At 73.6% G+C, this 14,393-nt stretch carries 6 protein-coding genes; 2 read left to right on the top strand and 4 right to left on the bottom strand.

What is annotated here, in order from left to right; all coding sequences use genetic code 11:
* A partial coding sequence (locus tag OEY_RS28700) for a pyruvate kinase (protein ID WP_010595368.1) occupies positions 1 to 1,362 on the bottom strand: 1,362 nt, incomplete at its 3' end.
* A 118-nt stretch (positions 1,363 to 1,480) separates the two neighbouring features.
* Here OEY_RS28700 and OEY_RS28695 point away from each other — a divergent pair.
* Positions 1,481 to 2,188: an alpha/beta fold hydrolase gene (locus OEY_RS28695; protein WP_010595367.1), complete on the top strand. Its 708-nt coding sequence runs from the start codon at positions 1,481 to 1,483 to the stop codon at positions 2,186 to 2,188.
* A gap of 2 nt (positions 2,189 to 2,190) precedes the next feature.
* Here OEY_RS28695 and OEY_RS0118820 read toward each other — a convergent pair whose 3' ends face one another.
* Both OEY_RS0118820 and uvrA read right to left on the bottom strand, forming a co-directional pair.
* Positions 2,191 to 3,330 carry a lipase family protein gene (locus OEY_RS0118820; protein ID WP_010595366.1) on the bottom strand — a complete coding sequence of 380 codons (1,140 nt, stop codon included), beginning with the start codon at positions 3,328 to 3,330 and terminating at the stop codon, positions 2,191 to 2,193.
* 51 nt (positions 3,331 to 3,381) lie between these two features.
* Positions 3,382 to 6,315, bottom strand: a complete 2,934-nt coding sequence (uvrA, locus tag OEY_RS0118815; RefSeq protein ID WP_010595365.1) for an excinuclease ABC subunit UvrA — start codon at positions 6,313 to 6,315, stop codon at positions 3,382 to 3,384.
* Between the two features lie 173 nt (positions 6,316 to 6,488).
* Here uvrA and OEY_RS0118810 point away from each other — a divergent pair, with 173 nt between their 5' ends.
* Entirely contained in the window at positions 6,489 to 7,178 is a 690-nt protein-coding gene (locus OEY_RS0118810; protein ID WP_010595364.1) for an MBL fold metallo-hydrolase, read from the top strand.
* 138 nt (positions 7,179 to 7,316) lie between these two features.
* On the opposite strand, the gene OEY_RS0118805 is transcribed toward OEY_RS0118810, so the two are convergent.
* A partial coding sequence (locus OEY_RS0118805; protein ID WP_010595363.1) for an SDR family NAD(P)-dependent oxidoreductase occupies positions 7,317 to 14,393 on the bottom strand: 7,077 nt, incomplete at its 5' end.

Raw genomic sequence — 14,393 nt, 5'->3', positions numbered from 1 at the left:
GGGTGGGGGGAGCCGGTCCTGCAGGCGCGCGACGTCGGCGGCGCTGCGGACGAAGGACAGGCTGACCGCGTCCGCGTGCGTGACCACGAACGGCAACCGGTCCAGGTCCTCGTCGGTGAGCGCCGGCAGCCGCAACTCGGTGTCGGGCAGGTTGATGCCCTTGGCCGTGCCCAGCCGGGAGCCGCGCAGGTCCGCGTCGGTGATGCGGATCCGCAGCCGTTCCGGGCCAACCTCCTCGACGATCCCCCCGATCCGGCCGTCGTCGAAGAAGATCCGGTGCCCGATCCGGGTGTCGTCGAACACCCGGGGCAGGGTGCAGCCGATCCGGGGCGGGTGGGCGTCCGGGTCGGCCGGGGTGAGGTCCGGGTCCAGGATCAGCTCGTCGCCGACGTGCAGGGTGAGTCTGCGTTCGCGTGGCGGGAGCGCCGCGACGGCGGTGGCGTCGCCGCGCGCGGTCAGCCGGGTGCCGGGTACGAGGTAGGCGGTGTCGGTCAGTTCGGTGCGTACGTCCCCGGCGGCGGTGCCGGTGACGACCAGGGTGCGTTTGGAACCGCGGGTGTCGCGGAAGGTGATGCGGTCGCCGGGTCGGCGCCGGGCCAGCCACAGCTCGTCGGCGACGGGGACGACCACCTCGCCGGGGGCGGCCGCGGAGCCGGGGCGGGTGAGCCGCACCTGGACGGGCGCGACGGTGCGGCCGAGCGCGTCGCGTTCGGGTTTGGCGTGCACCACCGCGGGACCGGGGGCGACGGGGCCGGTGCGCAGCTTCGGGCCGGCGAGGTCCATGGTGACGGTGACGTGCCGGCCGTGGGCGCGTTCGGCGCGGCGCACGTGCTCGATCATGGCGGCCCACGCGTCGGGTTCGTCGTGGGCGCAGTTGATCCGGACGAGTTCGGCACCGGCCCCGACGATCCGGTCGACGAGGTCGGCGTCGGTGGCCGCTTCGCTCGGCAGCGTCACCATGATGCGGGTCCGGCGGCCACCGCGGACGGGGCCGAGCAGGGCGGCGGCGTTGCGTTCGAGCAGGCGTTCGCCGGTGACGAAGTCGACCGGGCCGGGGCGGGTGTCGACCTCGGGCAGGTCCGCGAGGCCGGCCACGGCGCGGCGCACCGCGTCGACGGAGGCCAGGACGTGGGCTTCGGCGCGTCCCAGCGACGACAGTCCCCACGCGGCGAGTTGGGATTGCAGCACGCGGATGTCGCGGCGCCGCAGCGCGACGTAGTGCGCCAGGTTCTCCGCGCCGGCCCGGTGAGCGGGGTGCGCCTGCGCCCAGCGCTCGTCGGCGCCGGCCGCGGTGACGAGGCCGTCCCGCAGCTCGTCGAGCGCGGCGGCGAGGGCCGCGAGGTCGCCGTGCGCACCGGTCATGCGCCCACCGTAGGGGCGCGGAGTTTCGCGGGGTTTGCGCCCGGTTGAACAGTGTCGTTCCTGCGGGCGACCGTGTCGGTGGCCCGCACCGTCACCGGGATGCCCGAGGATGGTGGTCATGGGCACGCACCTGGTCCTCGTTCCCGGATTCTGGCTCGGCGCGTGGGCGTGGGAGGCCGTCGCCGAGGATCTGCGGGCGCGGGGGCATCGGGTCGACGCCCTGACACTGCCCGGGCTCGAGTCCGTCCGGGCCGACCGCTCCGGCATCACGCTCGACGACCACGTCGGTGCCGTCGTGAAGGCGGTGGCGGGCGGTGCGGTCGTCGTCGCGCACAGCGGCGCCGGCCCGGTCGCGTACGCGGCGTCGGACCGGGTCCCGGCGGACGTGGCCCGTCTGGTGTACGTCGACACCGGCCCGTTGCCGGAGGCCGCCGCGCTGCGGCCGGATCTCGATGCCGCCGTGGCGGAGATTCCGCTGCCGCCGTGGGCGGAACTCGAAGCGGCCGGCAACAGCCTGATGGGACTCGACGGCGCCGCGCTGGACCGGTTCCGGGAGCGGGCGGTGCCGCATCCGGCCGGTCCGGCGCGGACCCCCCCGCCCTGCGCGGGGACGCGCGCCTGGCGGTCCCGACGACCGTCGTGTGCACGAGCTTTCCGTCCGCGTCGATCCGGCAGATGGCGCAGGCGGGGCACCCCGTGGCGAGTGAGCTCGGCCGGCTCGCCGACGTGCAGTATGTGGATCTGCCGACCGGGCACTGGCCGATGTGGTCGCGTCCCGCCGAACTCGCGGCGGTGCTCGACGCGGCAGCTCGCCGTTGAGGGGTGAGGTCACCCACCCGGGGCGAACAGGTCGCGGACGAACGCCGTCGCGTCGGACAGCGAGGCGCGCATCGTCTCGAGGTGACCGGCCGGATACGGGTGGAACACGAATCGCGTACCGGCCGCAGTCAGGTCGGCGACGAGCTTGACCGTGAACGGCGCCGGGGTGACGGTGTCGGTCAGGCCCTGACCGAGGAACAGGGGGCGATCGTAGCCGCGGGTGGGAATCTCGAGCATGTCGCGGGCGGCGCGGACCAGGGCCGGGTCGTCGGTGCGCCGCGCCAGCAGATCGCCGATCGACAGGTCCGCGAACTCGGCCGCAGCTTCCCGGTAGCACAGGTCCTCGAGCCGGGTGAGAACGCCGCGGCCCCGCGGGCTGAGGAAGCGGTCGACCTCGACCTCGGGGTAGGTCGCGCGCATCCCGGCCAGCAGGTAGGCGATGAACACGGCGGTGCCGGTGAGCGGCAGCGGCGGAAAGGCGGGGTCGCCGAGCGGCACGAGGTGCTCGATGTTGGACGGCACGCCCAGCGCGACGGCGCCGCGGTAGTCGAGTTCGGGTGCGTACCGGGTCGCGAGGGAGGCCGCGACCATGACGGCCTGGCCGCCCTGCGACTGGCCGAGTGCGACCCAGCTCGGCCCGAGGGACGGTTCCACCGTCCGGGCGGCCCGCACCATGTCGATCACGGCGTGCGCCTCCGACGGCCCGTCGAGGTAGGCGTGCACGCCGGGGGTGCCGAGGCCGACGTAGTCGGTGGCGACGATGGCGTATCCCTGGGCGAGCCAGTGCGCGAGGTATCCGTTGTCGATGCGGCCGTCGACTGTGGGGGCGCACCGGTCCGCGATCCCGACGGCGCCGTGCCCCCACGAGATCACCGGCCAGCCACCGGCGGGCGCGGCACCCGGCGGCACGAACACCGCGCCGGTGCTCAGGGCCGGCACCCCGCGGGGGCCGGTGGTGCGGTAGGTGACCACCGAGGCGGCGACCGCGCCGGGCAGCCACCACTGCCGCGGTAGGGGCTCGACCCGGACGACGCTGCCCGGCGGGTCCGTCTCACGGCTCGGCGGCTGCGCCGCCGCGACCCCGGCCGTGAGCAGCATGCTCGTCACCAGCACGGCGACGACCCCACGGACACGAGCCTCGACGAACATCCGCCTCACGGTCCCCCCTTTGCGGTCCGCGGCGCGTCGGCGCCGTCAGGGTCAGCTCGCCGCTGCCACCTTCCGTGGTGCGCGCTTGCGTGCCGGCTTGCGGGCGGGCGCCGGCTCCGGCGCGACGGGCTCGGCGAGCGCCTCGCTCAGGAACCTGCCGGTGTAGCTGCCCTCGACGGCGGCGACGTCCTCGGGTGTGCCCTGCGCAACGACGGTGCCGCCGCCCGAGCCGCCCTCGGGGCCCATGTCGATGATCCAGTCCGCCGTCTTGATCACGTCGAGGTTGTGTTCGATCACGATCACCGTGTTGCCCTTGTCGACGAGACCGTTGATCACGCCGAGCAGCTTGCGGATGTCCTCGAAGTGCAGTCCGGTCGTGGGCTCGTCGAGCACGTACACGGTGCGGCCCGTCGACCGCTTCTGCAGTTCCGCGGCGAGCTTGACGCGCTGGGCCTCGCCGCCGGACAGGGTCGGGGCGGGCTGGCCCAGGCGCACGTACCCGAGGCCGACGTCGACGAGGGTGCGCAGGTAGCGGTGGATCGAGGTGACCGGCTCGAAGAACTCGGCGGCCTCCTCGATCGGCATGTCCAGCACCTCGGCGATGGTCTTGCCCTTGTAGTGCACCTCCAGGGTCTCGCGGTTGTAGCGGGCCCCGTGGCACACCTCGCACGGCACGTACACGTCGGGCAGGAAGTTCATCTCGATCTTGAGCGTGCCGTCGCCCGAGCACGCCTCGCACCGGCCGCCCTTGACGTTGAACGAGAACCGGCCCGGCTGGTAGCCGCGCACCTTGGCCTCGGTGGTCGCGGCGAACAGGGTGCGGATCTTGTCGAACACACCGGTGTAGGTGGCCGGATTCGACCGCGGCGTACGCCCGATCGGCGACTGGTCGACCTGGACGAGCTTGTCGAGCTGGTCGAGCCCGTTGACGCGGGTGTGCCGGCCGGGCACCTGCCGCGCGCCGTTGAGCTTGTTGGCCATGACCGTCGCGAGGATGTCGTTGACCAGGGTCGACTTGCCGGAGCCGGAGACGCCCGTGATCGCGGTGAGCACGCCGAGCGGGAAGGCCACGTCGATGCCGCGCAGGTTGTTCTCGCGCGCGCCGACGACGGTGACCTGACGTTTGCGGTCGACCGGCCGGCGCTGCTGCGGCACCTCGATCCGCTGGCGGCCGGACAGGTACGCGCCGGTGAGCGAGTCGGTGCAGTCGAGCAGTTCCTTGTACGGGCCGGTGTGCACCACCCGACCGCCGTGCTCACCGGCGTACGGCCCGATGTCGACGACCCAGTCCGACGCCCGGATGGTGTCCTCGTCGTGCTCGACGACGATCAGGGTGTTGCCGAGATCACGCAGCCGGGTGAGGGTTTCGATGAGCCGGCGGTTGTCGCGCTGGTGCAGGCCGATGGACGGCTCGTCCAGGACGTACAGGACACCGACCAGGCCCGAGCCGATCTGGGTGGCGAGCCGGATACGTTGCGCTTCCCCGCCCGACAGGGTGCCGGCCGCGCGGGAGAGGGTGAGGTACTCGAGTCCCACATCGAGCAGGAACCCGAGACGTGCCTGGATCTCCTTGAGCACCTGCCCGGCGATGGCCTCCTCCCGCGCCCCGAGGGTCAGCGCGCCGAGGAACTCCGCGCATTCGGCGATGGACAGGTCGGAGACCTCGGCGATGGACTTGTGCCCGTGCTCGCCCGCGGCGACCGTCACCGCCAGAATCTCCGGACGCAGCCGCGCCCCCGCGCACGCCGGGCACGGGATCTCCCGCATGTACCCGTCGTACCGTTCCTTCATCTGTTCGGATTCGGTCTGTTCGAGCCGGCGGTGCAGGAACGGCATCACGCCCTCGAACTCGGCGTAGTACGACCGGGTCCGGCCGTACCGGTTCTTGTAGCGGACGTGCACCTGTTCCGGGCTGCCCTCGAGGATGGCCTTGCGGGCCTTGGCCGGCAGCTTGTTCCACGGGGTGGACATCTCGAAGCCCATGATGTCGGCCAGCCCGGACAGCAGCCGGGTGAAGTATTCGGAGGTCTGCCCCATCGACCAGGGCGCGATCGCGCCGTCCTCGAGGCTGAGTTCCGGGTCCGGCACGACGAGTTCCGGGTCGACCTCCTTGCGGATGCCGAGGCCGGTGCACTCGGGGCAGGCACCGTACGGGGAGTTGAACGAGAACGACCGGGGTTCGAGCTCGTCGATGGACAGCGGGTGCCCGTTGGGGCAGGCGAGTTTCTCGGAGAAGCGGCGCTCGCGGTCGGCCGCGTTCTCGTCCCGGTCGACGAAGTCGAGGACGACGATGCCCTCCGCCAGGCGCAGCGCGGTCTCGATCGAATCGGTGAGCCGCTGCTTGGCACCGGACTTGACCGCGAGCCGGTCGACGACCACCTCGATGTCGTGCTTCTCCTGCTTCTTCAGCTTCGGCGGATCGGTGAGGGGATGGACCACCCCGTCGACCCGCACGCGGGCGTACCCCTGCACGGTCAGCTGTTCGAACAGGTCGACGAACTCGCCCTTGCGGGTGCGCACGACGGGTGCGAGCACCTGGAACCGCGTGCCCTGCTCCATGTCGAGGACCTGGTCGACGATCTGCTGCGGCGTCTGCCGGGCGATCCGCTCCCCGCACTGCGGACAGTGCGCTGTGCCGGCGCGGGCGTACAGCAGGCGCAGGTAGTCGTAGACCTCGGTGATGGTGCCGACGGTCGAGCGCGGGTTCCGGTTGGTGGACTTCTGGTCGATGGACACCGCCGGTGACAGGCCCTCGATGAAGTCGACGTCGGGTTTGTCCATCTGGCCGAGGAACTGGCGCGCGTAGGCGGACAGCGACTCGACGTAGCGGCGCTGCCCCTCGGCGAAGATCGTGTCGAACGCCAGGCTCGACTTGCCCGACCCGGACAGGCCGGTGAAGACGATCAGGCTGTCACGCGGCAGGTCCAGGTCGATCCCCCGCAGGTTGTGCTCCCGCGCGCCACGCACGATCAGGCGATCCGCCACGCCACGTCCTTCCTCGTCGGATCCCCTGGATGGTCGGATCCGGTCGCATCTCGATTCACCGACGTCACGTCGCGCAACTCGGCCCTGGACCATGGTAGGCGCGCCCACCGACACGTTCCGGTTCCCGACCGCCGTGCACGCGGGCGACGGACCACGGCGGTAACGTGCCTCACATGTCGCAGCAGCCCTTGGTCATCGACGACGACTACACCGGCGAGGTCACCCCCGGCGGACCCGCGCAGCGCCGCACCGTGCCCGGCGCGACCATCGTCAAGCTGTCCGTCGGCCCCATGGACAACAACACCTACCTGATCACGGATTCCGCCACCGGCAACTCGGTGTTCCTCGACGCGGCGAACGAGCCGGAGTTGCTCACCCGGTTCCTCGCCGAGCACGCCCCGAAACTCGAGCTGATCGTCACGACCCACCAGCACTGGGACCACTGGCAGGGCCTCGAGGCGGTCGCGGCCTCGACCGGGGTTCCCACGGCTGCGCACCCGCTCGACGCCGAGCCGCTCCCGGTCACACCCGATCGGTTGCTCATGGAGGGCGACACCGTCGCCGTCGGCGAGCTCGGCCTCGAGGTGATCCACCTGTCCGGACACACCCCGGGCTCGATCGCGCTGGTCCTCACCGAGACCGGCACCGGCCGGCACCACATCTTCACCGGTGACTCCCTCTTCCCGGGTGGGCTGGGCAAGACCGCGGACGCCGAGAAGTTCGCCTCGCTGTACGACGACGTCGACACCAAGTTGTTCGGCCGCTTCGGTGACGACACGGTGATCTACCCCGGCCACGGCAAGGACACCACGCTCGGCGCGGAACGTCCCCATCTCGGGGAGTGGCGCGAACGGGGCTGGTGACCCGGTGAGCTGCGGCAGGTCGCCGTCCTGCGGCAGCGCACTCGCGCAGCTGCGACGGTGGCCCCTCCGTGACCGGAGGGGCCGGCGTTCGTTGCGCAGACCACCTCCTCCGCGGTCACTCGGAGACCGCTCGCCGGCTCACAGACCCCGGTCGATGATGTCGAGGATCTCGTCACCGGTCGCGGCGTGAATCCTGCCGACCGTGTCGGCGCGGCTCCCCTCGGCTCCCTCGAGGTCGGCCAGCAGGGCTTCGAGCCGCCGCGCGACCGCCGCGCGTGCCTCGTCGTCGGCGCCGAGTTCGGCGACGGCCGCCCGCAGGCGGTCGATCCCGGCGACGGCCACCGACACCGGATCCGGGACCAGCTCGGCGCGCAGGAACTCGGCGACGGCCCGGGGACTGGGATGATCGAACACCACCGTCGGCGGCAACCGCAGACCGGTCGCGGCACCGAGATGGTTGCGCAGGGCGACCGCGGCGAGCGAGTCGAAGCCGAGTTCCTTGAACGCCTGGTCGGGATCGACCGAGTCCGACGCATCGTGGCCCAGGACTGCGGCAGCGCCGGCTCGCACCAGCTCCAGCACGAGGTGCCGCTGTTCCGGCACCGGCCGCTCGGTGAGCCGCTGCGCCCACTCGGACGGCCCGGATCCGTTCGGTCCGGACACGGCCGACCCCGATCCCGCCGCGCGGGGCCGCGACTGCCGCACGAGTCCGCGCAGCGGGGCGGGAACGGACGGCCCGGCCGGATCGGGGTGCTCGAGCCGGGCCCCCACCACCGCGGGGGCGTCGCCGGCGACGGCACTGTCGAACAGGTCCAGGGCGTCGGCCTCGCTCATCGCAACCAGACCGCTGCGGCGGGCCCGGGCGAGATCCCCCGCGCCGAGCCTGCCGGTCATGGCGCTCGGCGGTGCCCACATTCCCCACGCGATCGACACCGCGGGCAGGCCCTGGGCTCGCCGGTGCTGGGCGAGGGCGTCGAGGAACCGGTTCGCCGCCGCGTAGTTCGCCTGCCCGGGCGCGCCGAGGACCCCGGAGAGCGACGAGAACAGCACGAAGGCGTGGACCCGGGCGGTCAGCCGGTGCAGGTGCCAGGCCGCGTCCACTTTCGGCCGCAGCACCGCGTCGAGCCGGTCGGGAGTGAGCGAGGTGAGCGTGGCGTCGTCGAGGACACCGGCCGCGTGGATCACCGCGGTCAGGGGGTGCTCGGCGGGGATCCGGGCCAACAGCCCCGCCAGTGCCGCCTCGTCGGCGGTGTCGCAGGCGACGACGGTCACCTCGGCGCCCGCACCGCGCAGTTCGCGGCACAGCCGGTCACTTCCCTCGGCGTCGGGTCCGCGCCGGCTCGTCAGCACCAGGTGCCGCGCCCCGTGTGCGCTGACGAGGTGGCGCGCCACCGACGTTCCCAGCGTGCCGGTGCCGCCGGTGACGAGCACGGTGCCGCGGGGATCGAACAGCGGTCCGGACCGCTCGACGGCCGGCATGCGCCGCAGTCGGGGCACGAGCATCGTTCGGTCCCGGACCGCGACCTGCGGTTCCCCGCTGGCCACGGCCGACGTGATCGCCACGTCCACGTCCGTCTCGCGGTCGAGGTCGAGCAGCACGAACCGCCCCGGGTTCTCGTTCTGCGCGGAGCCCACCAGACCCCACACGGCCGCAGCCGCGAGGTCGACGTCGTGCCCGTCGGCCTCCTCGCCGGTGGCCGCCGCGTTGCGGGTGACGACCACCAGCACGCTGTCGGCGAACTCGGCGTCGTCGAGCCAGTCCTGCAGCAGTCGCAGCGTCCGGGCGCACAGGCGGTGGGTCGCCTCCGGCCCCGGGTCGCCGTCGGTGCCGCATCCCACCAGCACCGTCCAGGGCCGCCCGTCGTCGGGAGCGGCTGCCCTCGCGGTGCGCAGCGCCGCCGCGTCGGGACAGCGCGGGAAGCTCGAGCCCAGATCCGCGTCGCCGAGCACGACCAGCGGCCCGGGCGGCGGCGCGGACGGGACGTCGTCGATTCGGGTCCAGGCCAGCCGGTGCAGTCGCCGCGCGCCGGACGGGCCCGCGCCGTGCCCGTCGTCCGCCCGGGGTGTCACGTGCAGCGCCTCGACGGTCAGCACCGGCGCGCCGTCGGCATCGGCGGCGACGACGCGATGCCGCCCGTCCTCGCCCGTCCCGAACCGCACCGACACCGCCCGCGCACCGGTGCGGTGGAGCCGGGTTCCCGACCAGGTCAGCGGCCAGTCGTCCGGGCCGAGGACGGGGTCGAGCGCCGCCTGCAGCAGGTGCGGATGGATGCCGAAGCCGCTCGGGTCGAGGTCGTCGTCGAGGCGCACCTCGGTCGCGGTGTCGCCCGGGAGCCGGTCCGGTGGCGCTGCGGGCACGTCGTCGACGGTCGCCGACGCGTTCCGCACCCAGGGGCCGTCGGCCGGTCCGATGTTCGACGAGACGGTGACGGTGCGCGCGCCGTCGTCGCCGGCGGGCGACACGAGCACCCGGATCGGCAGCAGCCCCGCGGCCGGGAGGACCAGGGGGTGGTGCAGCGTGAGAGTGGCGATGCGCTCGCACCCGACGTGGTGGGCGGCGTGCAGGGTCAGCTCGACCAGGACGGCCGGTATCAGCGTCTGCGGAGCGTCGGTCGGTGGAGCGCCGTCGTCGGGCTGCGGCGCCGCGAGCGACGAATCCCGGTGCCGGGACAGCGCTCCGGTGAACACGGTGGTGTCGTCGTCGAGGGTCACGGCCGCGCCGAGCAGCGGATGCTCCGCCGGGCTCAACCCCAGCTCCGTCGGATCACCGCTGGTGCGTGCGGGCGCCGACGGCCAGAAGGAGCGGCGCCGGAAGGCGTACGTGGGCAGGTCCACCGGGCGGCGGCCGGGCAGCACCCGATCCCAGTCGATCGTCAGGCCCTGCACGGACGCGGCGGCGACCGCCTCGACGAACCCCCGGGCGTCGTCCCCGCGCCCGGGCAGCGCGGCGATCGGGTGCGCGACGACCTCGGCGGCGTGGGCGGCCAGGCCCGCGCCGGGTCCGATCTCGACGCAACGGATGACGCCGAGTTCGGCGAGGGTGCGCATGCCGTCGTGGAAACGCACGGCGTCGCGGAGGTGCCGGCGCCAGTACTGCGGTGACGTCAGTTCCTCGGCCGTGGCGACACGCCCGGTGAGGGTGGAGACGACGGGGATCGTCGGCGGCTGCGCCGCCGTGCTCGACACGACGGTGGTGAACTCGTCGAGGACGGGGTCCATCAGCGCCGAGTGGAATGCGCGTTCGACCCGCAGCGGGGTGACCGCGATCCCTGCGGTGGACAATTCGGCGGCGACGGTGTGCACGTCGGCTGCGGCCCCCGCGAGCACCACGGATTCGGCGCCGTTGACCGCGGCGAGGTCGACTCGGCCGTCGATCCGCGACCGGATGTCGTCCGGGCGTGCCCGGACGGCGATCATCGCCCCGGGGGCGGTGGCCTGCATCAGTCGTCCGCGCGCGGCCACCAGGGCGGCGGCGTCGGGCAGGCTGAACACGCCCGCGACGTGGGCCGCGGCGAGTTCTCCGATCGAATGCCCGATCAGGTAGTCGGGTGTGAGGCCCCACTCCCGCAGTAGTCGGTAGAGGGCGACCTCGACGGCGAACAGGGCCGGCTGGGTGTACTCGGTGCGGTCGAGTTTCGCGGCGGCGTCGTCCGCGTCGCCCCGGAGCACCTGCCGGATCGGGGTGTCGACGTGTTCGTCGAGCGCGGCGCAGGTCTCGTCCAGGGCGCGGGCGAACACCGGGTAGGTGTCGCAGAGGCCGCGGCCCATTCCGATCCGCTGCGCGCCCTGGCCGGTGAACATGAACGCCGTCTTCCCACGGGTGCTCGTCCCGGTGACGGCGTTGCCGCCTGCGCGTCCCTCGGCCAGGCGGGTCAGGCCGTCGCGCAGGTCGGCGAGCGTCTCGCCGGTGACGGCGGCGCGGTGCGTGAAGCCGGACCGGGTGGTGGCCAGCGAGTAGGCGAGGTCGGCGGGGTCCGGCGGGGACTGCGTGTCGAGGAGGTCGGTCAGCCGGGCGGCCTGCGCGCGCAGCGCCTCGTCGGACTTGGCGGAGAGCACCCACACCAGGGGCGACGCCGGCCGGGGCGGGGCCGGTGGGGCGGCGACGTCGGGGGGCTGCTCGAGGATCAGGTGGGCGTTGGTGCCGCTGATGCCGAACGAGGAGACGCCGGCGCGGCGGGGTCGTCCGGTCTGCGGCCACGCGATCGGGTCGGCGAGCAGGGCGACCTCGCCGGCGGTCCAGTCGACGTGCCGGGTCGGGGCGTCGCTGTGCAGGCTCGGCGGCAGCACGCCGTGCCGCATCGCCATCACCATCTTGATCACGCCGGCCACCCCGGCCGCCGCCTGGGAGTGGCCGATGTTCGACTTCACCGACCCCAGCCGCAGCGGCCGGCCGTCGCGTTGCTGCCCGTAGGTGGCGAGCACCGCTTGGGCTTCGATCGGGTCGCCGAGTGTCGTGCCGGTGCCGTGGGCCTCCACCGCGTCGATGTCGGCGGGGTCGAGGGCGGCGTCGGCCAGCGCCTGCCGGATCACCCGTTCCTGCGACGGACCGTTCGGGGCGGTGAGGCCGTTGGAGGCGCCGTCCTGGTTGACCGCGGAGCCGCGGATCAGGGCCAGCACCCGGTGGCCGTGGCGCTGGGCGTCGCTCAGCCGCTCGAGCACGACCATGCCCGCGCCCTCGCTGAGCCCGGTGCCGTCCGCTCGATCGGAGAACGGTTTGCACCGCCCGTCCGGGGCGAGTCCGCGTTGGCGGCTGAACTCGATCAGCACGCCGGGGGTCGCCATCACCGTCGCCCCGCCGGCCAGCGCGAGGGTGCATTCGCCGTCGCGCAGTGCCCGTGCCGCGAGGTGCAGCGCCACCAACGACGACGAACACGCGGTGTCGACGGTGACCGCGGGACCGGTGAAGCCGAGCGAGTAGGCGATCCGGCCGGAGGCGACGCTGTTGCTGGTGCCCGTCATGAGGTAGCCCTCGGCGTCGGTGTGTCGCCGGGTCATGAGGTGGAATCCGTAGTCGCCGCCCATCATTCCGACGTACACGCCGGTGTCGGTGAGACCGGGTGAGTTCGGCGGGATTCGCGCGTGTTCCAGTGCTTCCCAGGCGCTTTCGAGTAGCAGTCGGTGTTGCGGGTCCATCGCGACGGCCTCGCGGGGGCTGATCCCGAAGAACGCGGCGTCGAACCGGTCGGCGTCGTGGAGGAAGCCGCCGGCCCGCATGTAGGTCGTGCCGCTGCGCTCGGGATCCGGGTCGTACACCTCGTCGAGGTTCCAGCCGCGGTTGTCGGGGTACGCGCCCACGGCGTCGCGGCCGTCGCGGACGAGGCGCCACAGCTCGTCCGGGCAGGAGACCCCACCGGGGTATCGGCAGGCCATTCCCACGATCGCGATCGGGTCGTCGTCGCGGTGCCGGCGCGCCGCGGGGGCCGGGTGCGGGTCGTCCTCGGGGCCGAGCAGCCGGGCCGCGATCTCGCGGGCGAGCGCGTCCGCGGTGGGGTGGTCGAACACCACCGTCGCGGCCAGCCGCACCCCGGTGGCCGTCGTCAGCTGGTTGCGTAGCTGCACCGCGGTGAGCGAGTCGAAGCCGAGGTGCTTGAAGGCACGCTCCGGATCGATGGCCTCCTTCCCGTCGTGGCCGAGCACCGCCGCAACGTACGTGGTGACGATGTCGAGGACCCGGGCGTGCCGCTCGGCGGGGTCGAGCGCGCGCAGCTCGTCGGCGAGGCCGGGGGCCGACGGGGCGGCCGCGGCGCGCCGGCGGGACGGGCCGAGCACTCGGCGCAGGATCGGGGGAAGGGCCTCGCCGTCGGGCCTGCGGGAGGGCGTGGAGAGCCGTATCGGCACCGTCAACGCACGGTTCGCGGCGAGTGCCGCATCGAACAGGGCCAGCCCGGCCTCCGGGGTGAGGGTGTCTATGCCGGTGCGCTGCAACCGATCCAGATCGGCCGCATTCAGATGGGCGGTCATCCCGCTGGGTCGGTCCCACAGCCCCCAGGCCAGGGACAGTCCCGGTAGCCCCTCGGCGCGGCGGTGCTGCGCGAGCGCGTCGAGGAAGACGTTGGCCGCCGCGTAGTTCGCCTGGCCGGCGCCGCCGAGCACACCCGCCGCGGAGGAGAACAGCACGAACGCCGCGAGACCGCGATCGCGCGTGAGTTCGTGCAGATGCCAGGCACCGTCCACCTTGGGGCGCAGGACGGCGTGCAGCTGGTCCGGAGTCAAGGTGGCGGCGGTGGCGTCGTCGAGCACCCCGGCGGCGTGGACGACACCCGACAGGTCGGGGACCGCATCGAGCAAGGCCGCCACCGCGGCTCGATCGGCCACGTCGCAGGCCACGGCGCGGATCTCGGCGCCCGCGTCGGCGAACTCGGCGCGGAGTTCCGCTGCCCGCTCGGCGCGGACCGTGTGTCGGCCGGTCAGCACGAGCCGGCGCACCCCGTACCGCCGCACGAGGTGACGGGCGACGAGCCGGCCGATGGTGCCGGTGCCGCCGGTGACGACGACGGTGCCGTCGGGGCCGAACGGCACCGGATCCCCGTGCGGCGCATCGGTGGTGGGCGCCGCCGGCGCGAGCATGGGCGCGAGGAGTGTCCCGGCGCGGACCGCCAGTTGTGGTTCGTTGCAGGCCAGGGCCGCGGACAGCACACCGGGATCGGGAAGGTCACCGGGCGGCCGGTCCAGGTCCACCAGGGTGATCCGGTCCGGGTGTTCGTTCTGCACCGCACCGATCAGCCCCCACACGGGCGCGGCGCAGACGTCGATCGGTTCGTCGTCGGCGACCGTCACGGCGCGCCGCGTCGTCACCAGCAGTCGGGTCTCGGCGAGACGGTCGTCGGCGAGCCACGCCTGTACCGCCCGCAACGCCGCCTCCGCGGCGGCGTGCGCGCGCGTCGGCACGTCGGGTTCGTCGCCCGGTTCCCCGGCCAGCAGCAGGGTGCGGCCGGCGGGATCGCCGCCGGTGAGCGCCTCCCCGAGCGGGGTGAGATCCGCCGTCGGCGCGGCGCCGGCGTCGACCGGGATCCACTCCACGCGGTAGAGGCCGGTGCCGGTCGCGGCGGCCGGGGTGCGCGGACCGGCGAACGGCCGCAGCGCCAGCGACTGCGCGGTCAGCACGCGATGGCCGGCGGTGTCGTACGCGGCCACCCGGTACCGTTCGGGTCCGGCCGGGGCGATGTGCACGCGCAGGGCGACGGCGCCGACGGCGTGCAGCTGCACGTCGTCCCA

Source organism: Rhodococcus sp. P14 (genome assembly GCF_000256505.1).
Taxonomy (GTDB): Bacteria; Actinomycetota; Actinomycetes; order Mycobacteriales; family Mycobacteriaceae; genus Rhodococcus; species Rhodococcus ruber.
This window is presented reverse-complemented; position numbering and strand designations above follow the sequence as displayed.